General features: G+C 33.1%; 20 protein-coding genes. 14 read left to right on the top strand and 6 right to left on the bottom strand.

The window, feature by feature from the left end:
* Nucleotides 1-107: 107 nt before the first annotated feature.
* The 4 genes from epsC to FJOH_RS12985 all read left to right on the top strand — a co-directional run bounded on the left by epsC (nucleotide 108) and on the right by FJOH_RS12985 (nucleotide 3,462).
* Nucleotides 108-899 (top strand): serine O-acetyltransferase EpsC, encoded by a 792-nt coding sequence (gene epsC / locus FJOH_RS13000; protein ID WP_012024571.1) that lies wholly within the window; start codon nucleotides 108-110, stop codon nucleotides 897-899.
* Between the two features lies 1 nt (nucleotide 900).
* Complete coding sequence (gene cysM / locus FJOH_RS12995; RefSeq protein WP_012024570.1) at nucleotides 901-1,788, top strand: cysteine synthase CysM; 888 nt, start codon at nucleotides 901-903, stop codon at nucleotides 1,786-1,788.
* Between the two features lie 144 nt (nucleotides 1,789-1,932).
* Nucleotides 1,933-2,919 carry an aldo/keto reductase gene (locus tag FJOH_RS12990; RefSeq protein ID WP_012024569.1) on the top strand — a complete coding sequence of 329 codons (987 nt, stop codon included), beginning with the start codon at nucleotides 1,933-1,935 and terminating at the stop codon, nucleotides 2,917-2,919.
* Between the two features lie 141 nt (nucleotides 2,920-3,060).
* A complete protein-coding gene (locus tag FJOH_RS12985) occupies nucleotides 3,061-3,462 on the top strand; it encodes a hypothetical protein (RefSeq protein WP_012024568.1) in 402 nt (133 codons plus the stop codon).
* Nucleotides 3,463-3,538: 76 nt separating this feature from the next.
* On the opposite strand, the gene FJOH_RS12980 is transcribed toward FJOH_RS12985, so the two are convergent.
* Nucleotides 3,539-4,417, bottom strand: coding sequence for a sensor histidine kinase (locus FJOH_RS12980; RefSeq protein ID WP_235023080.1), 879 nt, complete (start codon nucleotides 4,415-4,417; stop codon nucleotides 3,539-3,541).
* A 332-nt stretch (nucleotides 4,418-4,749) separates the two neighbouring features.
* On the opposite strand from FJOH_RS12980, the gene rlmD reads away from it, so the two are divergent.
* From rlmD to FJOH_RS12965, 3 genes are read left to right on the top strand one after another with little or no spacing between them, the layout of a single operon-like run.
* Nucleotides 4,750-6,162 (top strand): 23S rRNA (uracil(1939)-C(5))-methyltransferase RlmD, encoded by a 1,413-nt coding sequence (rlmD, locus tag FJOH_RS12975; protein WP_012024566.1) that lies wholly within the window; start codon nucleotides 4,750-4,752, stop codon nucleotides 6,160-6,162.
* A gap of 14 nt (nucleotides 6,163-6,176) precedes the next feature.
* Entirely contained in the window at nucleotides 6,177-6,725 is a 549-nt protein-coding gene (locus FJOH_RS12970; RefSeq protein WP_012024565.1) for a DUF6452 family protein, read from the top strand.
* Nucleotides 6,697-7,521: a DUF6048 family protein gene (locus FJOH_RS12965; protein ID WP_012024564.1), complete on the top strand. Its 825-nt coding sequence runs from the start codon at nucleotides 6,697-6,699 to the stop codon at nucleotides 7,519-7,521. The genes FJOH_RS12970 and FJOH_RS12965 overlap by 29 nt, the downstream gene beginning before the upstream one ends.
* A gap of 52 nt (nucleotides 7,522-7,573) precedes the next feature.
* Here FJOH_RS12965 and FJOH_RS12960 read toward each other — a convergent pair whose 3' ends face one another.
* The 3 genes from FJOH_RS12960 to FJOH_RS12950 all read right to left on the bottom strand — a co-directional run bounded on the left by FJOH_RS12960 (nucleotide 7,574) and on the right by FJOH_RS12950 (nucleotide 9,849).
* A complete protein-coding gene (locus FJOH_RS12960; protein WP_012024563.1) occupies nucleotides 7,574-8,266 on the bottom strand; it encodes an aspartate/glutamate racemase family protein in 693 nt (230 codons plus the stop codon).
* Between the two features lie 18 nt (nucleotides 8,267-8,284).
* A complete protein-coding gene (locus FJOH_RS12955; RefSeq protein ID WP_012024562.1) occupies nucleotides 8,285-8,521 on the bottom strand; it encodes a hypothetical protein in 237 nt (78 codons plus the stop codon).
* A gap of 164 nt (nucleotides 8,522-8,685) precedes the next feature.
* The gene (locus tag FJOH_RS12950; RefSeq protein WP_012024561.1) at nucleotides 8,686-9,849 is read right to left on the bottom strand and encodes a THUMP domain-containing class I SAM-dependent RNA methyltransferase; all 1,164 of its coding nucleotides are present in this window, start codon (nucleotides 9,847-9,849) and stop codon (nucleotides 8,686-8,688) included.
* 114 nt (nucleotides 9,850-9,963) lie between these two features.
* Here FJOH_RS12950 and FJOH_RS12945 point away from each other — a divergent pair, with 114 nt between their 5' ends.
* Together FJOH_RS12945 and FJOH_RS12940 are read left to right on the top strand one after the other, a co-directional pair.
* Nucleotides 9,964-10,728, top strand: coding sequence for a class I SAM-dependent methyltransferase (locus FJOH_RS12945; protein WP_012024560.1), 765 nt, complete (start codon nucleotides 9,964-9,966; stop codon nucleotides 10,726-10,728).
* A 95-nt stretch (nucleotides 10,729-10,823) separates the two neighbouring features.
* Nucleotides 10,824-11,492, top strand: coding sequence for a ZIP family metal transporter (locus FJOH_RS12940; RefSeq protein ID WP_012024559.1), 669 nt, complete (start codon nucleotides 10,824-10,826; stop codon nucleotides 11,490-11,492).
* 215 nt (nucleotides 11,493-11,707) lie between these two features.
* On the opposite strand, the gene FJOH_RS12935 is transcribed toward FJOH_RS12940, so the two are convergent.
* Complete coding sequence (locus tag FJOH_RS12935; protein WP_012024558.1) at nucleotides 11,708-14,095, bottom strand: TonB-dependent receptor domain-containing protein; 2,388 nt, start codon at nucleotides 14,093-14,095, stop codon at nucleotides 11,708-11,710.
* Between the two features lie 155 nt (nucleotides 14,096-14,250).
* On the bottom strand, nucleotides 14,251-15,390 hold the full coding sequence (locus FJOH_RS12930) for a helix-turn-helix domain-containing protein (RefSeq protein WP_012024557.1): 1,140 nt from the start codon (nucleotides 15,388-15,390) through the stop codon (nucleotides 14,251-14,253).
* A gap of 167 nt (nucleotides 15,391-15,557) precedes the next feature.
* Here FJOH_RS12930 and murQ point away from each other — a divergent pair, with 167 nt between their 5' ends.
* The 5 genes from murQ (at nucleotide 15,558) to FJOH_RS12905 (ending at nucleotide 17,846) form a co-directional block, all read left to right on the top strand.
* Nucleotides 15,558-16,370, top strand: coding sequence for an N-acetylmuramic acid 6-phosphate etherase (gene murQ, locus FJOH_RS12925; RefSeq protein ID WP_012024556.1), 813 nt, complete (start codon nucleotides 15,558-15,560; stop codon nucleotides 16,368-16,370).
* A 137-nt stretch (nucleotides 16,371-16,507) separates the two neighbouring features.
* Nucleotides 16,508-16,729: a DUF6095 family protein gene (locus tag FJOH_RS12920; RefSeq protein WP_012024555.1), complete on the top strand. Its 222-nt coding sequence runs from the start codon at nucleotides 16,508-16,510 to the stop codon at nucleotides 16,727-16,729.
* Nucleotides 16,730-16,756: 27 nt separating this feature from the next.
* A complete protein-coding gene (locus FJOH_RS12915; RefSeq protein WP_012024554.1) occupies nucleotides 16,757-16,987 on the top strand; it encodes a hypothetical protein in 231 nt (76 codons plus the stop codon).
* Nucleotides 16,972-17,286, top strand: a complete 315-nt coding sequence (locus FJOH_RS12910; RefSeq protein WP_012024553.1) for a type II toxin-antitoxin system RelE/ParE family toxin — start codon at nucleotides 16,972-16,974, stop codon at nucleotides 17,284-17,286. The genes FJOH_RS12915 and FJOH_RS12910 overlap by 16 nt, the downstream gene beginning before the upstream one ends.
* Entirely contained in the window at nucleotides 17,274-17,846 is a 573-nt protein-coding gene (locus FJOH_RS12905) for a pentapeptide repeat-containing protein (RefSeq protein ID WP_012024552.1), read from the top strand. The genes FJOH_RS12910 and FJOH_RS12905 overlap by 13 nt, the downstream gene beginning before the upstream one ends.
* Nucleotides 17,847-17,857: the final 11 nt, after the last annotated feature.

Raw genomic sequence — 17,857 nt, 5'->3', positions numbered from 1 at the left:
TCACAAATAGGATTTTTAAAACAAAATTTCTTTAGTTAATTCGTGTCCTTATTTACAAAAAACACCTTACTTTTAACGTTTTAAAATATCCACTCAATTTTATTATTGTGACAAAAGACAATATCATACAAAATATTAAGGCTTTAAAGAGCCATTCTAATATAAATTACGGTATCAAAACCAAAACTGAAGATTTTACCGAGAAGCTTTTCTATACCCTTTTTGATTCGAATGCCGCACTTGACGAAAGCATTGACGAACTTGAAATTCGTTTTAAAGAAATTGCTGTTTTAGCCTGCAAAAAACCCGAAAATCTTTGCGAATCAATCTGGGATCGCTTTGTAGAAAAACTTCCGGGCGTTTTAGAAAAATTAAACGAAGATGCTGCTTATATTCTTGAAAATGATCCGGCATCAAACAGTATCGATGAAGTTTATCTAGGATATCCTGGTTTTTATGCCATTGCAATTTACAGATTAAGCCACGAATTATACAAACTAGATCTATTGTTGTTTTCGAGATTAATGAGCGAATATGCACATAGAATTACCGGAACTGATATTCATGCTGGTGCTGATATTGCTTCGCCATTTTTTATAGATCACGCCACAGGAATCGTTATTGGCGAAACTACCGTTATTAAAAAACATGTCAAGATTTATCAAGGAGTTACTTTAGGAGCTTTAAGCGTAAGCAAAGACATGAAAAATGCCAAAAGACATCCAACCGTTGAAGCAAATGTCTGTATTTATGCCAATGCCACCATTTTGGGCGGAGGCACAATTATAGGAAAAAATAGTGTTATTGGAGGAAATTCATGGGTTACTAAATCTATTCCCGAAGATTCTATCGTATTAAACACCACTACAACAGAAGTCAAAATAAAAGAAAAAAAATAAAATGGGTCCACAGAAACTGCTAAACCTAATTGGAAATACTCCATTAATGGAAACGGTCAATTTGGTTAAAAATAAAAACGTTAAACTTTTACTGAAACTCGAAGGAAACAATCCGGGAGGAAGCGTAAAAGACAGAGCAGCATATAACATGATTGCAGCAGCTCTTGAAAGAGGCGAAATTAAAAAAGGAGACAAATTAATTGAAGCAACAAGCGGTAATACAGGAATTGCCCTTGCTATGATTGCACAGTTGTTTGGAATAGAAATCGAATTGGTTTTACCGGAAGATTCAACAAAAGAAAGAACACAAACCATGCGTGCTTATGGCGCTACGGTTATTTTAACGCCTGCTGAAGAAGGAATTATCGGTTCAAGAGATTATGCTGATAAAAAAGTAGCACAAGGCGGATATCTTATGCTGAATCAGTTTGCAAATGATGACAACTGGAAAGCACATTACAAAACAACCGGACCAGAAATATGGAATGATACAGAAGGAACTGTAACACATTTTGTTTCGGCAATGGGAACAACCGGAACTATTATTGGAACTTCGACTTATTTAAAAGAAAAAAATCCGGCCATTCAAATTATTGGCGCACAGCCAAGCGACGGATCGCAAATACCGGGAATCCGTAAATGGCCTCAGGAATATTTACCTAAAATTTTTGATGCTTCGAAAGTAGATACTGTTGTAGATGTCAGCGAAGAAGAAGCCCGAGAAATGACCAAAAGACTAGCTCTTGAAGAAGGTGTTTTTGCCGGAATGAGCAGCGGCGGTTCTGTAGCTGTTGCCCTTAAAATTGCTGAACAATTAGAATCTGGAGTTATAGTTGCCGTTATCTGCGACCGCGGCGACAGATATTTGTCATCGGATTTATTTGACTAAAAAGGAACAAAGCGACAAAGGTTCAAAGGGACAAAGGCAGTCACAAACTACAACCCTTATACCCAAAAAAGACGCACTGCTGTGCGCCTCTATAAAAAACCTTTACACCTTTGTACCTCTGAACCTTTGTAACTTAAAAAGAAAATGAACTACAGAAAACTAGGAAAAACCAATTTTAATATCTCTGAAATCTCTCTGGGAACCTGGCAGGTTGGCGGAAAATGGGGATCAGGATTTAATGATAAAACAGCCGACGAATTAATAAATACTGCCATAGATAATGGCGTAAATTTTATTGATACGGCCGATGTTTATGAAAACGGACTAAGCGAAACTGCTGTTGGACGAGTAGTTCGTTCACGATCTGAACGTATTTATGTAGCCACAAAATGCGGACGCCAGATTAATCCGCATGTGAATGAAGGCTATCAGCCAAAAGTACTTCAAAAGTTTGTTGAAGACAGTTTAAAAAGAACTGGATTAGAAACTTTAGATTTAATTCAGCTGCACTGTCCGCCGACAGAAGTATATTACCGTCCTGAAATCTTCGAAATGTTTGATCGTTTAAAAGATCAGGGTAAAATTCAAAATTTAGGAGTAAGTGTCGAAAAAGTTGAAGAAGCTTTAAAAGCAATCGAATACTCTAATGTAACGACTGTTCAGATTATTTTTAACCTGTTTCGTCAGCGTCCGTCGCAATTATTCTTCTCAGAAGCCAAAAAGAAAGATATTGGAATCATTGCGCGTGTTCCTCTTGCCAGCGGACTTTTAACGGGTAAATTTGATGCTAAAACGACTTTTGATGCTCAGGATCATCGTAATTTCAACAGAAACGGAGATGCTTTTGATAAAGGCGAAACTTTTTCAGGAATCGATTATGATTTAGGTTTAAAAGCTGTTGAAGAATTAAAAGCACTTTTTCCTGAAACTACAAACCTCGCTCCTATTGCACTGCAATGGATTTTAAGTTTTAACGAAATAAGCTGTATTATTCCGGGAGCTTCAAAAGAAAGTCATGTACTTTCCAATTTATCTGTTTATGATCTGCCAAAATTATCTCCTGAGAAAATTTTGGCTATGAATAAAATTTACGAAGAGTATATTAAACCTTCTGTGCATCATCTTTGGTAGCTTTATGCTTCTAAGATATTAAGCAGCTGAGTTTTTAAGTTTTTCCAGGCTTAGAAACTCAGTTTTTATTTTTCTTCCTGACGCAACCATTTTACTAAAGAAACATCTTACTAATAAAACTAACCCTAAAATTCACTAACCATGAAAAAATTAAGTTTTATTTTGTTTTCGATCTGCCTGATATTTGCTTCTTGCAGCAGTGATAATGAAGAATCTGCTGAAGAAACATCAAAAAGATTAGACAAGATGTATAATGAAATTATCGAACTTTCCTTAATTAACTCCCAAACTTGCACAAATCCGGAAGAATGGGGCTTTGAACTTCTCAGCTCGTCAGGATGCGGTACCAATAGAGGTTATATTCTATATTCTAAAAAAGCTGACAAAGCTAAACTAGATGCAAAAATAAATGAGTATATCAAAACAAAATCAGAGTATGTAACAAAATGGAATGTTCTTGGCGATTGTGCTCCTACTAATGCGCCAACCAGCATTAACTGCGTTGATGGAAAAGCAAAACTTGTTTTTCAAAATCCCTTATAAACGAATTATTGCTTAATTCAATTTCCTGCAAAAAATAAGGTCATTAAGAGTGAAAATCTTAATGACCTTATTTTTTTTAATTGATATCGAACTCAATTTTAAACTCGGCGCCTTTATTTTTACCTTCGCTTAAAGCACTTAATCGGCCTTTATTTTTTTCGATAATTTTTTTACATAAATAAAGTCCAATTCCAGTTGATGATTCATTCGCAGTTCCCAATCGGCTCATTTTGGTAAACTTCTTAAATAACTCTTCTATTTGATGTTTATCAAAACCAATTCCCCTGTCGGCAACTGTTATAATCAAATCTGATTGTTCTTTATAAATTCTGACTTTAATTACACTGTCAAAATAAGAGAATTTTACAGCATTGCTAATCAAATTCACAATCACCTGAACTAAGAGACCTTCATCTATTCTAAGTTTAGCTTCATCTATTTCAAGACTTAAATTAAGTATTATGTTTTTGTCTAATAAACGCTGTTCGACCTGCTCATTTATAAGAGGCAGAATATTTTGGAAATTAATGATTCTGGATTCAGATGTTATTTTTGAAATCTGATCCTGCTCTTTTAATAATTTTATGAAGTTTTCGATGTAACGAAACTGTAAATTAGTCGATTCGCAAATTAAATCGGCTAAATGTTTTACAGATTCAGATGGATTTTCACTTAAAATTAGTTTCGCCAGTCCCTGCGGATTTCCGGCAAAATTTTTCAAATCATGCGAAAGCATATAAATCAAATCCTGCTTTTCATTTATAAAACTCTCAGACTCATAAATCGATTCCTGAATGTTGCACATCAGCAAACCTGCTTCATCGGTATATTCGGTTGGAAGTATAGACAATTTACGGCTGTTTCTGTAATCGTCTAAAGATTTTGATGCAATAGAAATGGGTTTAATAAGCTGTTTTAAAACCATTAGAGTTATTGCTGTCGCCAGCAATGTCATTATTAATGAAAAAAACAAGATTGATGCAGGAGAAATAGTGTGCTCAAAAAAAAGGACAAAAAAAAGGATTCCTATTAACGGAATATGTATTCCTATAAAAGCAACAAACAAAAATTTAAACGCATAACTTTTTTTCAAAAAGCTAATTTGCGAAAGGTTATGATATAATTTCATAAAACATAACAAAACTATAGGTTATATACTGCAGCTTGGGGCTCAATAGCAGAAACAAAGTTAACTTTTAAAGTTAATTAAACTAGCAAATTACATAATTTGATAAAATATTATGAAAATAAAATTTGTAAAAGTTTACAAAGGCTTATTTTTGCGCTATGGGAAGAAAAAATACAGACAAAGTTGTCTTTCATCAAATTCAGGTTCTTGATGCCGGAGCCAAGGGAGTATCAGTAGCAAAAGCTCCTGACGGAAAAGTTATCTTTATTCCAAATGTCGTTCCTGGAGATGTTGTTGATGTACAAACATTCAAAAAAAGAAAAGCATATTACGAAGGAAAAGCCGTAAAATTTCACGAATTATCAGAACATCGTGTAGATCCTATCTGCGAACATTTTGGTGTTTGCGGCGGATGCAAATGGCAGAATATGAAATACAGCCAGCAGCTGTATTACAAACAAAACGAAGTAAAAAATCATTTACAGCGTATTGGAAAAGTTGAATTGCCGGAATTTGAAACTATTTTGGGTTCGGAAAAACAGTTTTTTTACAGAAATAAAATGGAATTTTCGTTTTCTAACAGCCGTTGGTTAACCGAAAAAGAAATAGGAAGCACTGAAGATTTAGGAAACAGAAATGCATTAGGATTTCATATTCCAAAAATGTGGGATAAGATTCTGGACATCGAAAAATGTCATTTACAGGAAGATCCGTCAAATGCTATTAGAAACGAAATTAGAGCTTTTGCCAACGAGCATAATTTAGCTTTTTTTAATCCAAGAGAACATTCCGGACTTTTAAGAACTTTAATGATACGTACGGCTTCAACCGGAGAAATCATGGTTTTGATCCAGTTTTTTGAAGATGATAAAGCAAACCGCGAATTGGTTTTAGATCATTTATACGAGAAATTTCCGCAGATTACTTCATTACAATATGTGGTAAATGCCAAACAAAACGATACTATTTACGATCAGGATATAAAACTTTACAAAGGAAGAAATTATATCTTAGAAGAAATGGAAGGCTTAAAATTCAGCATTAATGCTAAATCTTTTTACCAAACCAACTCTGATCAGGCTTACGAATTATACAAAATTACACGTGATTATGCAGGACTAACAGGAGAAGAAACTGTTTATGACTTGTATACAGGAACAGGAACTATTGCACAGTTCGTTTCTAAAAAAGCAAAAAAAGTAATTGGTGTAGAAAGTGTTCCTGAGGCAATTTTAGACGCTAAAGCAAATGCAGAACGCAATAATATTACCAATTGTGAGTTTTTTGTTGGAGACATGAAAGTCGTATTCAACGAAGCTTTTATTGCACAGCACGGAAAACCAGATGTTATTATTACAGATCCTCCAAGAGACGGAATGCACGCTGCGGTTATCGATCAGATTTTAAAAATTGCGCCTAAAAAAGTAGTTTATGTAAGCTGTAATTCTGCAACACAAGCACGTGATTTAGCTTTAATGGACGAAAAATACAAAGTAACACGTGTACGTCCGGTTGATATGTTCCCTCAAACGCATCATGTTGAAAATGTTGTACTTTTAGAACTTCGATAATTATAAAACTGTAAATGAAAAAAATAATCTCTCTTTTATTACTTTTTACTTTTGGCTTGTCCAGCTGTGAGAAAGATGATATTTGCGACGCAAATACGCCTACAACTCCCAGACTTGTAATTACATTTTATGATAACGCAGCTCCAACAAGTCTTAAAACGGTTACCAATTTAAAAGTAGTCGGCGAAGGTAAAGAGGATACTGATGCAATTATTTTTAACGAAACCGGAACTTCGGTAACTAAGTATTTAACAAATGCAAATACTATTTCTATTCCGTTAAAAACAGATGCAAAAACAACAACATACAAGTTTATTTATAATGCAACAAGCGCAACTCCAAATATCGATGTTTTGACGTTTAATTATGAAACTCAAAGTGTTTATGTTTCGAGAGCCTGCGGTTTTAAAACCACTTTTACACTAAATCCTCGTGATAATACAGCCAATTCAGGATTGATAAGAACAGATCCCGCTGGTGACGGACTTTGGATGCTGAATATAAATGTAGTTAATTCTAATATCGAACTTGAAAATGAAACACACGTTAAAGTATACTTTTAGTCTTTGTTTTCTTTTATCAATGTTCTTGGGATATTCTCAGGTGGTAATAAAAGATACCGTAACAGTAAGAGATCTTGATGATCAAAAACCGAAAACTGAAGTTGCGGCAAAACCTTCAGTCAAAGAAATTAAAAAAGACAGTATTTCTATAAAAACTGATCGTTATGGTTTAAGAGTTGGTGTCGATCTATATAAACTAACCAGAGGCTTTTATGATAAAAATTATAAAGGAATTGAGTTTACAGCAGACTGGCGTTTAACTAAAAAGTATTACATCGCAGCCGAATTAGGTTTTGAAGATAAAACTACAGATGACGATAGATTAAATTCTACAGCTACAGGAACGTACATAAAAGGAGGTTTTGATTATAATTTATATGACAACTGGCTTGATATGGAAAACCTTATAACGATTGGTTTAAGAGGAGGTTTTAGTTCTTTCAGCCAGGATTTAAACAGTTATAAAATATACAATCCAAATCCATATTGGGGAGAACAGCCCGCAATGTCAGCAAATCAAAAATACAACGGATTATCTGCTGCCTGGTTAGAAGTTGCATTGGGAGTAAAAGCCAAAGTTTTCAATAATATCTTTGTTGGATTTGGTGTACAGCTTAAACTTTTGGCAATGAACAACAAACCTTCAGGATTTGATAATCTTTACATTCCGGGATTCAACAGAACGTATGACGGAAGTTTTGGAGTAGGATTCAATTACACTGTTTCGTATTTCATTCCTATCTACAAGAAAAAAACAATTGTACCTGAAATCATAAACCAAGCTCCAAAAAAGTAACGTTTTAATTCATAAAAAAAGCCCTGAATTTAAAAATTCAGGGCTTTTTTATTTAAGACAACTGAAATTCAACAGCCGCTTTTGCGTGTATTAAAGTCGTATCAAAAATAGGAACAGATAAATCGCCTTCTTTTATTACTAACGGAATTTCTGTACATCCTAAAATAATACCTTCTGCTCCATTTTTAATTAATTCGTCTGCAATTTCAAGATAACGTTTCTTTGTTTCATCTGTCACAATTCCTCTTCCCAGTTCTTCAAAAATAGTATAATGAACAAAATCTTTATCTTCCTGACTGGCTGGAATTACAGCTTCAATTCCTTTTTGTTTTAATTTATCTTTAAAAAAATCAAGCTCCATTGTAAACTTAGTTCCCAATAAACCTACTTTTTTAAGATTCTGTTTTTGAATTTCAATCGCTGTTTCGGCAGCAATATGAATGACCGGAAGACCAATTGCTTCCTGAAGTTTATCTGCAATTAAATGCATCGTATTGGCGCATAAAACAATAGCTTCTGCCCCGCCCGATTTTAAAAATTCACAACCTTTAAAAAGCATCTTAAAAGTAGAATCCCAATCGTTGTTATCGTTATTCTTTTTAATATCAGCATAATTGAAAGAGTAAACTAAACATTCAGAAAAGTTTAAACCTCCTAGTTTTTCGTTTATTCCAAGATTTATAAGTTTATAATAATCTGTAGTCGAAACCCAGCTTATACCGCCAATAAGTCCAATTTTTTTCATATTGCTGATTTAAAAATTTTATCCAATCTCTCTAATTCCTTTTATAAAAATCCATTTCATAAAAAGCTTTTCGCCGTCTTTTGTTTTCACAGCCTGAAATTTAGGCGAAATCAAAGTAGCCGCGATAAAAGCAGTCATAGGAATCCAAAGTCCCGTTAGACCCGTGTACATTGCCACCAAAAATCTTCCTAAAATAAATAAAATTGCGAAACATCCTAATTGATATAGAAATGCTCTTACTTGTAGTTTTGTCATTTTTTTTTGAGATTCAAAGCTGCAAAGTGACAAAGGGACAAAGTTTTTTTCTTTGCGACTTGAAGCTTTATATTATTTACTTGACTTATTATTTCATTTTTTTGAGATTCAAAGCGGGCAAAGTTTTAAAACCTTTGTTACTTTGAACCTTTGTTACTTTGTAACTATTCAGAAACCTGAAACTTCGTTCTCTTACTTCCTTCGTACATTTCGTATTTTACCAAACGTGCTTCAAGACTTCCGTTAAAAAGTTTAATTTTTCTTGACGGTTTTAATCCAACGAATTTTAAAGCTTCAAGGTTTGCAGTTATAAACCACGCATTTGTTCCCGGATAATTTTTCTTTAAAGTATCGCCGATATTTTTGTAGAACTGCTCCATGTGAATATCCAGACGCTCATCATACGGCGGATTAAAAACAATATGCAGTTTTCCTTCTACTTCTTTTTCAGTATCAAAAAAGTTATCTTCATGAATTGTTATATAATCTTCAAGATTCGCATTTCTAATATTGTCTTTCGCTTTGCTTACAGCACTTGGCGCTTTATCAAAACCTTTTATGGTGTAATGAAACTCTCTTGTTTTCTTCATCAAACTGTCAACAATAGTATCAAACAAATCGTTGTCCCAGTCTTTCCATTTCTCAAAAGCAAATTCTTTACGATTAATATTTGCCGGAATATTGCAGGCAATCATAGCTGCTTCGGCAAGAAAAGTTCCAGATCCGCACATTGGATCTAAAAAGTGAGTTTGTCCGTCCCAGCCTGATAATAAAAGAATTCCAGCTGCTAAAACCTCGTTTATAGGCGCAATATTAGTTGCCGTTCTGTAACCGCGCTGATGAAGTGAACTTCCCGAAGTATCTAAAGAAACCGAAACCTGATCTTTATCAATATGAACATTAATTCTTAAATCCGGATATTGTTTATCAATACTTGGTCGTTGTCCCGTTCTTTCTCTAAACTGGTCAACAATAGCATCTTTACATTTTTGAGAAACAAACTCAGAATGATTAAAATAAGTAGAATGAACTGTTGAATCAATTACAAAAGTCTGATTAGCGTTCAACAACTTCGACCAGTTAATGCCCGAAATTCCCTTATACAAAGCCTGTTCATTGTTAGCTCTGAAAGAATAAATTGGTTTCAGGATTTTTAATGCAGTTCTAAGCGACAAATTGGCTTTGTACATAAAACCTTTATCTCCTTTAAAACTTACCATACGCACTCCTTTTTCAACATCCTGAGCCCCAAGCGTGCGCAATTCTTTCTCTAATATTTCCTCAAAGCCAAAAAAACATTTGGCTATCATTCTAAAATTTTCTTCCATTTTTACTTTTTGTATTAAAAACAACCCCAATCGCAGACAGATGCCGCGAAATAGTTATTTTTCGGCAAAAATACACTAAATTTGCCGGACTTTGAATTAATTGAAATAGAATAAATGTCTGACGCACCGAACTCATCAACACCAAATCAGGAAAGAAACACTGAAAACTGGTTTACATCATGGTTTGATACTCCATATTATCATATTCTGTATAAGGATAGAAACTATAGAGAAGCTCAGATTTTCATGGATAATTTAACGCATTATTTAAATCTTCCCGAAAAAGCTAAAGTTCTTGACTTAGCCTGCGGAAAAGGACGCCATTCTATTTACTTAAACCAATTAGGTTATAATGTTTTAGGCGCAGATTTATCTGAAAACAGCATCGCCGAAGCGAATAAAAACAGCAACGAACATCTTCATTTTAAAGTGCACGATATGCGCGAACCTTTTGAAGAAAAATTCGATGCCATTTTTAATCTTTTTACCAGCTTTGGTTACTTCGAAAATGACGATGATAACCTGACAACACTAAAAGCCATCAAAGAAAGCTTATCTGAATATGGTTTTGCGGTTATCGATTTTATGAATGTAAATCAGGTAATTGAAACTCTCGTTCCTGAGGAAGTTAAAACCGTTGACGGAATTGATTTTCACATCAAAAGATATGTAGAAGACGGACATATTTTAAAAGAAATTGATTTTGAAGACCAAGGCAGAAAATACCATTTTACCGAAAAAGTAAAAGCCTTAACTTTAAAAGATTTTCAGGATTTAATGGATGAAGCCGGAATCTATCTTTTAGATATCTTTGGAGATTATAAGCTTAAAAAGTTCCATAAAACTGAAAGCGAAAGATTAATCATGATTTTTAAATAGGTTTAATTGGTAAACCGTTTATTTGTTTAACCGTCAAACCGATTAAACAAATACAACGATTAAACGATTAAACAACAAAAAACGATTAAACAAAAATGAATTATCTACTACCCTTATTTTCTGTACTTTTAGGATATAGTGTGGCTTTGTTTATAAAACCCGAAAACAAAACCAATTTAAAATTGCTTCTGGCATTCAGCGGTTCATTTTTGTTATCGTTAACTGTAATGCATCTTCTGCCCGAAGTTTACAGTACTCACAATCATAAAATTGGAATATTTATAATGATTGGGATTTTATTTCAGATTGTTTTGGAATTTTTCTCAAAAGGAGCTGAACACGGACATGTTCATGGTCATGCAAAAATGTCACAGATTCCGTGGTTGCTTTTCATCAGTTTGTGTATTCATGCCTTTTTAGAAGGATTTCCGGTAAGTCATCATCATGATCTGGCCGTCGGAATTGCCATTCATCATTTGCCAATTGCTGTGATTCTAACGACATTTTTTATCAATGCCGATCTTAACAAAAAAGCTATTTTTGCTTTTATGCTGACTTTTGCCCTCATGACACCGCTTGGAACTGTGGCTTCTCAATATTTACAATTCTTAAACGATTATTATACCGAAATAACAGCCATTGTAATTGGTATTTTATTCCATATTTCTTCGACCATTATTTTTGAAAGCAGCGAAGGACACAAATTTAATATCGCCAAAGTTTCGATGATTGTTCTCGGAATCATATTGGCATCTTTTTTATAATCTGGACAATTTAATAAAAATGCTCCAGAGGAGCAGAATATCTATAACAATTATTTCCCCTTGATTTCAAGCTCCAGAGGAGCGAAACCTACATTGTTTAAAATTATGCAGCTCCTCTGGAGCTTTTATACATGGGAATAAATTGATTATGTTATAAATATCATGCTTCTCTGAAGCTTTGAATTATCTAATTACCTAATTGACTAATTTTCTAATTACTTACCTGTTCGTTTTTTCTCCTCTTTATTTCCAAAATCACGTTCCTGAACTTTAATTTTCTTATTTCCAAAATTATACGTTGCAGATAATCTCACAAATCGGTTGCTTTCATTTTGGCTGTAAACCTGCACTACTCCGTTTACAATTGATTTATAATCTTTTAAATAAGAAGTATTAAAAATATCATTCACCAAAAAAGTCAATTGCAGATTGTTTTTCAAGAAACTTTGTCTAATTGCAATATTCAATCCCGCCATATAACCAATTTCATATAAACCTTTTTTGAAAGGTGAACTGTAAAAATATTCCAATTGCAGTTTTGTAGTTTCACTCAGTGAAAAAGAATTTTCGGTTGTAAAATAAACCTGTGCACTATTTGACGGAACCGCATTTATATTCGAAATAAACGAAGTTTTTGAACCTAAAAGATAAACCGAAGTCTGTGTTTCAAACCAGTTTGTAACTTCTGCCGAATAGCTTTCACCAATTCCAAAAGAACTTTCGTCAAAATAATTCTCTCTCGTTACAATCTGTGTATTGATTTCAGGATTTGAAGTAAAAACAACACCGTAACCATTAGTATTTTTATTAAAGAAAATATTAGTTCTTAAATTCTTTTTAAACGAATATGTAAAATCAAAATTATTACTGAAAGACGGTCTTAAAAACGGATTTCCTTCTGAATAACTGTTACTGTTAATATAAGATCGAAACGGATTTAATAATCCAAATCCCGGACGGTTAATACGTTTTCCGTAAGTAAAATTAAAACCATGATTGTCATTCAGCTGATAATCCAGATACAAACTCGGAAACAGTTTTAAATAATCATTTTTTACTTCTTGATCTAAAGTTGCAGAATAACCGTTTGTCTGTGTATTTTCTAATCGGAAACCAAGCTGAACAGAGATTTTATCATTGATTTTTTTATTTCCATTCAAATAAACTGCCTGATTATTTTCTTTGTATTCAAAAACATTCGACTGATTGGGATCCAGAACTTCGCTTCCCGAAATGGTATTGTAATAAAACACATCGCTGTTACTTTTTACAAAACTTACTTTTCCTCCGTAAGACAAATTAACAGCTTTCATTGGGTATTCAAAATCAGCTTTTAAACTAAAATTATCAATATTCTGATTTGAGTTGTTTCGTGCTGCCTGATTCGTATTTTGATACGTTCCGTCTGGCAGATACGATTTGGCTGTGAAATTTTTATCAAATTTTGAGTCGTAAGTAAAATAATCCACATCAACGCTTACTTTTCTGCCAATAGAATCCAGTTTCGAAATCAAATGTGTGTTATAAGTCTGGCTTCCTGAATATTTATTATTAAAACCTTTATTTATAAGGACAGAATCTATTGAATTAGAATTGTTAAAAATGGAAATAACTGTATTCGAATTCATATCAGGATTATAACTTTCGTTTAAATACTGAAAACCAATTGTAGTTTTATCAGAAACATCATAATCTAAAGAAAAACGTCCTGAAATACTGTTTTCCTTTTGCTTAGAAACGTCTCTTAATTCCCAAAGCCCTGTTGGATAATAAATATCTAAATCTTCTGTATTATTGGTGTTTCCAATTCTTCCATTTCCGCTGAAAGCAAATCTAAATTTGTTTTTGTTGTAGAAAAAGCTATTTCTTAAAGTATAAATTCCGTACTTATTTTGGTCGTAAGAAATTGTTGTCGCATTTTTCCATGAATCGCGGATTCCTTTTTTCAAAATGATATTGATGATGCCGCCTGTTCCATTTGCTTCATATTTTGCCGGCGGATTCGCAATAACTTCGATACTTTTAATATCATTGGCAGAAATAGATTTTAAATAACTATTTAATTCTTCGCCTGATAATTCAATCATTCTGCCATCGATCATGACTCTCGACGCGCCTTTTCCTAAAATATTGATAACATTGTTCTGCACCACAACGCCCGGAGCCGTATTTATAGCTGTAAGTGCATCTCCGCCAGTTACTGAAATATTATTTTCGACATTGTAAACAACTCGATCTATCTTTTGTTCTACCGTTTTCTTTTTGGTTTGAATTACAACTTCTCCCAAATTGGTTGTGGTTTCTTTTAAAATAATGATTCCTAAATCTGTATCTTTTTCTATCGAAATTTCTTTTTCATATTCTGAATATCCCAAAAGACTGATTGTAATTTTATAAGTTCCTTTTTTAAGATTGATTTCAAAACTTCCGTCTTGTTTGGTTGTCGTTCCATCAATAATTTTCCCTTCTGAATTGAATACAGAAACATCTGCCCATTCTAATCCTGCAGTTTCATTTGACACTTTCCCTTTTAATTTTAAAGTTGACTGCGCTAAACAAAACAAAGGCAATAATAAAAAGATAAGGAGATTTGACTTTTTCATAATTTCTAATTTTAACTTGTTCGATTAATTTGAAGCAAAGCTGCGTTAGAAAATCTCCCTGCGCGACCGACAAAAAAAGTCGAACCATTTTCTAACTCAGAAATTGGTTCGACTTTATTTGTTATGAAGTACGACTTTTTACAAAACGTTTATTTTCAACTGTTTCTATAAGCTGTTGGCGTTAAATTGGTATATTTTTTAAAAGAAGTATTAAACGAAGATTTTGAATTAAAACCTACTTCGTATAAGATTTCTAAAACTGTAAGCTCTTTTTTTGATGGATTTTTTAAAATACTCATGGCTTTTTGAATGCGGTATTCATTTACAAAATCAAAAAAATGCTGATCGATATGATGATTAATCAAAACTGATAAATCGCGAACGGGAATATTGATTTGGTTTGCCAATTCCTGTATCGTAAGCGACGGATCGAGATAAGGTTCTTTCTCAGTCATATATTGTCTTAAAGTCTCAATTTGAGCACTAATTACACCATTTTGAGAGTTTGCGGTTTCTGATTTTATTTCGCCTTCAGGCAGAATATCTTTTGTGAGTTTCAGCTTAGAGTTAATTCCCCTGAAAAGTTCCGGATGATTCAGGGCTTTCATTATAAACCAGCAGGTAATCAATAACGCAATGCTTCCTACCAAAACATTGGCCCAGAGAAAGGTTTCATTTAAATCTGTATATCGCAATAACGTTTTTAATACTACAATAATATGTGCGATCAGGAAAACGGTTGCCATTTGAAAAAGCCACATATAAGTTGAAAAACCTGTATTGGCGTAATTCTCTAAATAAAGTTTTTTGTATTTCTTTAAAATTAAAAATACACCTACAATATAATATACATACTGAAACTCAACAATTGAACGAAAGATCAGCATTTCGGGCATTTGATTGTGTATTCTAAAAAACTGTATTTTTTCTACTTCACCTGCCAGATAAAACCTTGGAACAAAAATTAAATTAACAGCCAAAAACGGAAAGAGATGCCATAAATGTTTCCACTGTAATCTAAAATCAGAATAACATACAGCAAGAACAAATAAATAAAACAAAGGCATTCCAAGCAGGCAGGTTGTCCATCTAAAAACCTCAAGATCAAATTGTCCGTCTATAAATTCATAGAAAAAAAATCCGCTGAGATCAATAGCAGATAAAATAAAAAAGAAAGCAAATAAACGATTGGCAAGTTTATTTTGGGTTTTTACCGTAAATAAAAAGAAAGCCAGAAGCATAGAAACAAAAACAGCAATCCAGGCAATACCATTCAAAAAACTTAGTTTATCCATTTGTCTATTAATATTAAACAAATATAATATTTTAGTTCTTGTAACAAAACGGCATGTGGGTAGTCTTTATACAGAAAAATAAGAAGAAAAAAAAGAGTATAAATCTTTGAGACTTTGCAAGATTGAGATAAAAAATATTAATTTTGACTGGTCTAAATAACACTAAAATGACATTTACGAAAACCACTGAACAATCATCAAAATACGAGCATTTAGAAAAAATGTCTGTTCATGAATTGTTATCAAATATTAATCAGGAAGACAAAACTGTTCCTTATGCAGTAGAAAAAGCTCTTCCGCAAATAGAAGCTTTAGTACCGCAAATCGTGGCAAAATTAAAGCTGGGCGGAAGATTATTTTATATAGGAGCAGGAACTTCTGGCAGACTTGGTGTGGTAGATGCATCTGAATGTCCTCCAACTTTTGGTGTTCCGTTTGATTTAGTAAATGGCATAATTGCCGGCGGCGATACTGCTATTCGTCGTGCAGTAGAAAACGCCGAAGACAATGCAGCACAGGCGTGGATTGATTTGCAAGCGCATAATATTGGCGAAAATGATGTGGTTATAGGAATTGCGGCCTCTGGAACAACTCCGTATGTTATTGGCGGATTAGAGACTTGCAATCAAAATAATATTGTTACAGGCTGTATTACAAACAATGCCGGAAGTCCGCTGGCGTTAACAGCAAAATTTCCAATTGAAGTTGTCGTGGGACCTGAATTTGTTACCGGAAGTTCAAGAATGAAAGCCGGAACAGCTCAAAAACTGGTTTTAAATATGATTTCGACCGCTTCGATGATTCAGCTTGGAAAAGTAAAAGGCAACAAAATGGTCGACATGCAGTTAAGCAACATAAAACTGGTTGATCGCGGCGTAAAAATGATTATGGGAGAAATTCCGGTTTCGTATGAAGAAGCTTCAGAATTATTAAAAAAATACGGCAGTGTAAGAAACGCTGTTGACAATTATATAAAGTAAAAGGTTTTCTGCTTAGTTATTTAACCGCAAAGCGTGCAAAGGTTTTTCGCAAAGTACGCAAAGTTTAAATTAATAAATCTTTGTCAAAATTTAAAACTTGAGACAAAGCAGACCTGAAACTTGAAACAAAAAATAAAATGGCAACAAACAAACAATTATTAGGGAAAGGAATTAAATATCTAACAGGCGCTCTGCCTTTAATGTTTATTGGGCCGTCATTGATTTATAATGCTTTTATGAATCAGCATACAAATTGGCATTACTTAGTTTTAGGGATTGGAATTGTGGCTTGTCTGAGTTCTATGGTTTTGATTTTCTTAGGATTGAAAATCATTATGAAAGGTATATTTAATGACTAATTTGTATCTTTACTAAAATTCTTTATTATGGATATACAGGCAGAAATAAATTGGATTCATCAGGAAATCGATAAAGTAAAAGATCCTTCTTTTGTAGAAAAACTAAAACATCTTTTACAATCAATTAATAATACCTCAGTTGACTCAGATGCGTCTTATAATTTAGACATCGAAAATGCCTTAAATAATATAAAAAAAGGTAATTTTTATACTGAAGACGAAGCAAAAGAGATTGCAAAAAAATGGGGAAGAAAATAATTTGGTCAAGCGATGCTTTAGATCAATTAGAAGACATTCATTTTTACATTTTCTTTGAAAGTAAATCAATTAAAATTGCAGACAAGGTTGTCAATACAATTTTTGACAGCACAGATATACTGAAAACACAGCCGGAGGTTTATAAATTAGATAAACAAAAAAATAAAAACGACGGCAGTTTTAGAGTTTATTTCGTTTATAACTACGCTGTTTCATATCAAGTAACAGAAGAAAACATCTATATTCTTCGAGTTCGTCACAATGCACAGAAACCCCAAAAACACTCATGGAAGAAATAATTCACATTCAGAAAACATTTGAGAAAGTTGTTTATATCGATAAAAGAATAAACAACAGGGAATTTGAAGACTGTGTGTTTAAAAACTGTGATTTTTCGAATAGTAATTTCGGCTCTAATACATTTTTGGACTGTGAATTTATTGACTGTAACTTATCTATGACAACTCTAGCCGGAACGAGTTTAAAAAATGTGAGTTTTAGGAACTGTAAACTTCTGGGAATTGCTTTTAATGAATGTGATGATTTCTTATTTCAGGTTCATTTTGAAGACTGCACTTTAGATTATGCTGTTTTTTCAAATAAAAAAATGCCAAAAACAAAATTCATCAATTCTTCGGTGCGTGAAGTAACTTTTATTGGCACTAATTTAACAAGCTCTGTTTTTGACAATTGTAATCTTGACGGTGCAATTTTTAATGAAACCCAATTGGCAGGTGTCAATTTTAAAACAGCTTATAATTATAAAATCGATCCAGAATTCAACCCAATGAGAAAAGCACAATTTTCTACAGAGGGAATTGTTGGACTTTTAGATAAATACGATATTAAGATCGTATAAGAAATTTTAAA

It is taken from the genome of Flavobacterium johnsoniae UW101 (genome assembly GCF_000016645.1).
Lineage (GTDB): Bacteria > Bacteroidota > Bacteroidia > Flavobacteriales > Flavobacteriaceae > Flavobacterium > Flavobacterium johnsoniae.
This window is presented reverse-complemented; position numbering and strand designations above follow the sequence as displayed.

Bases quoted from the DNA above. Each gene is read 5' to 3' on its own strand.
- cysM (WP_012024570.1), top strand. From the start codon at position 901: ATGGGTCCACAGAAACTGCTAAACCTAATTGGAAATACTCCATTAATG.
- FJOH_RS12990 (WP_012024569.1), top strand. From the start codon at position 1,933: ATGAACTACAGAAAACTAGGAAAAACCAATTTTAATATCTCTGAAATC.
- FJOH_RS12985 (WP_012024568.1), top strand. From the start codon at position 3,061: ATGAAAAAATTAAGTTTTATTTTGTTTTCGATCTGCCTGATATTTGCT.
- FJOH_RS12980 (WP_235023080.1), bottom strand. From the start codon at position 4,417: ATGACATTGCTGGCGACAGCAATAACTCTAATGGTTTTAAAACAGCTT.
- rlmD (WP_012024566.1), top strand. From the start codon at position 4,750: ATGGGAAGAAAAAATACAGACAAAGTTGTCTTTCATCAAATTCAGGTT.
- FJOH_RS12970 (WP_012024565.1), top strand. From the start codon at position 6,177: ATGAAAAAAATAATCTCTCTTTTATTACTTTTTACTTTTGGCTTGTCC.
- FJOH_RS12965 (WP_012024564.1), top strand. From the start codon at position 6,697: ATGAAACACACGTTAAAGTATACTTTTAGTCTTTGTTTTCTTTTATCA.
- FJOH_RS12960 (WP_012024563.1), bottom strand. From the start codon at position 8,266: ATGAAAAAAATTGGACTTATTGGCGGTATAAGCTGGGTTTCGACTACA.
- FJOH_RS12955 (WP_012024562.1), bottom strand. From the start codon at position 8,521: ATGACAAAACTACAAGTAAGAGCATTTCTATATCAATTAGGATGTTTC.
- FJOH_RS12950 (WP_012024561.1), bottom strand. From the start codon at position 9,849: ATGGAAGAAAATTTTAGAATGATAGCCAAATGTTTTTTTGGCTTTGAG.
- FJOH_RS12945 (WP_012024560.1), top strand. From the start codon at position 9,964: ATGTCTGACGCACCGAACTCATCAACACCAAATCAGGAAAGAAACACT.
- FJOH_RS12940 (WP_012024559.1), top strand. From the start codon at position 10,824: ATGAATTATCTACTACCCTTATTTTCTGTACTTTTAGGATATAGTGTG.
- FJOH_RS12935 (WP_012024558.1), bottom strand. From the start codon at position 14,095: ATGAAAAAGTCAAATCTCCTTATCTTTTTATTATTGCCTTTGTTTTGT.
- FJOH_RS12930 (WP_012024557.1), bottom strand. From the start codon at position 15,390: ATGGATAAACTAAGTTTTTTGAATGGTATTGCCTGGATTGCTGTTTTT.
- murQ (WP_012024556.1), top strand. From the start codon at position 15,558: ATGACATTTACGAAAACCACTGAACAATCATCAAAATACGAGCATTTA.
- FJOH_RS12920 (WP_012024555.1), top strand. From the start codon at position 16,508: ATGGCAACAAACAAACAATTATTAGGGAAAGGAATTAAATATCTAACA.
- FJOH_RS12915 (WP_012024554.1), top strand. From the start codon at position 16,757: ATGGATATACAGGCAGAAATAAATTGGATTCATCAGGAAATCGATAAA.
- FJOH_RS12910 (WP_012024553.1), top strand. From the start codon at position 16,972: ATGGGGAAGAAAATAATTTGGTCAAGCGATGCTTTAGATCAATTAGAA.
- FJOH_RS12905 (WP_012024552.1), top strand. From the start codon at position 17,274: ATGGAAGAAATAATTCACATTCAGAAAACATTTGAGAAAGTTGTTTAT.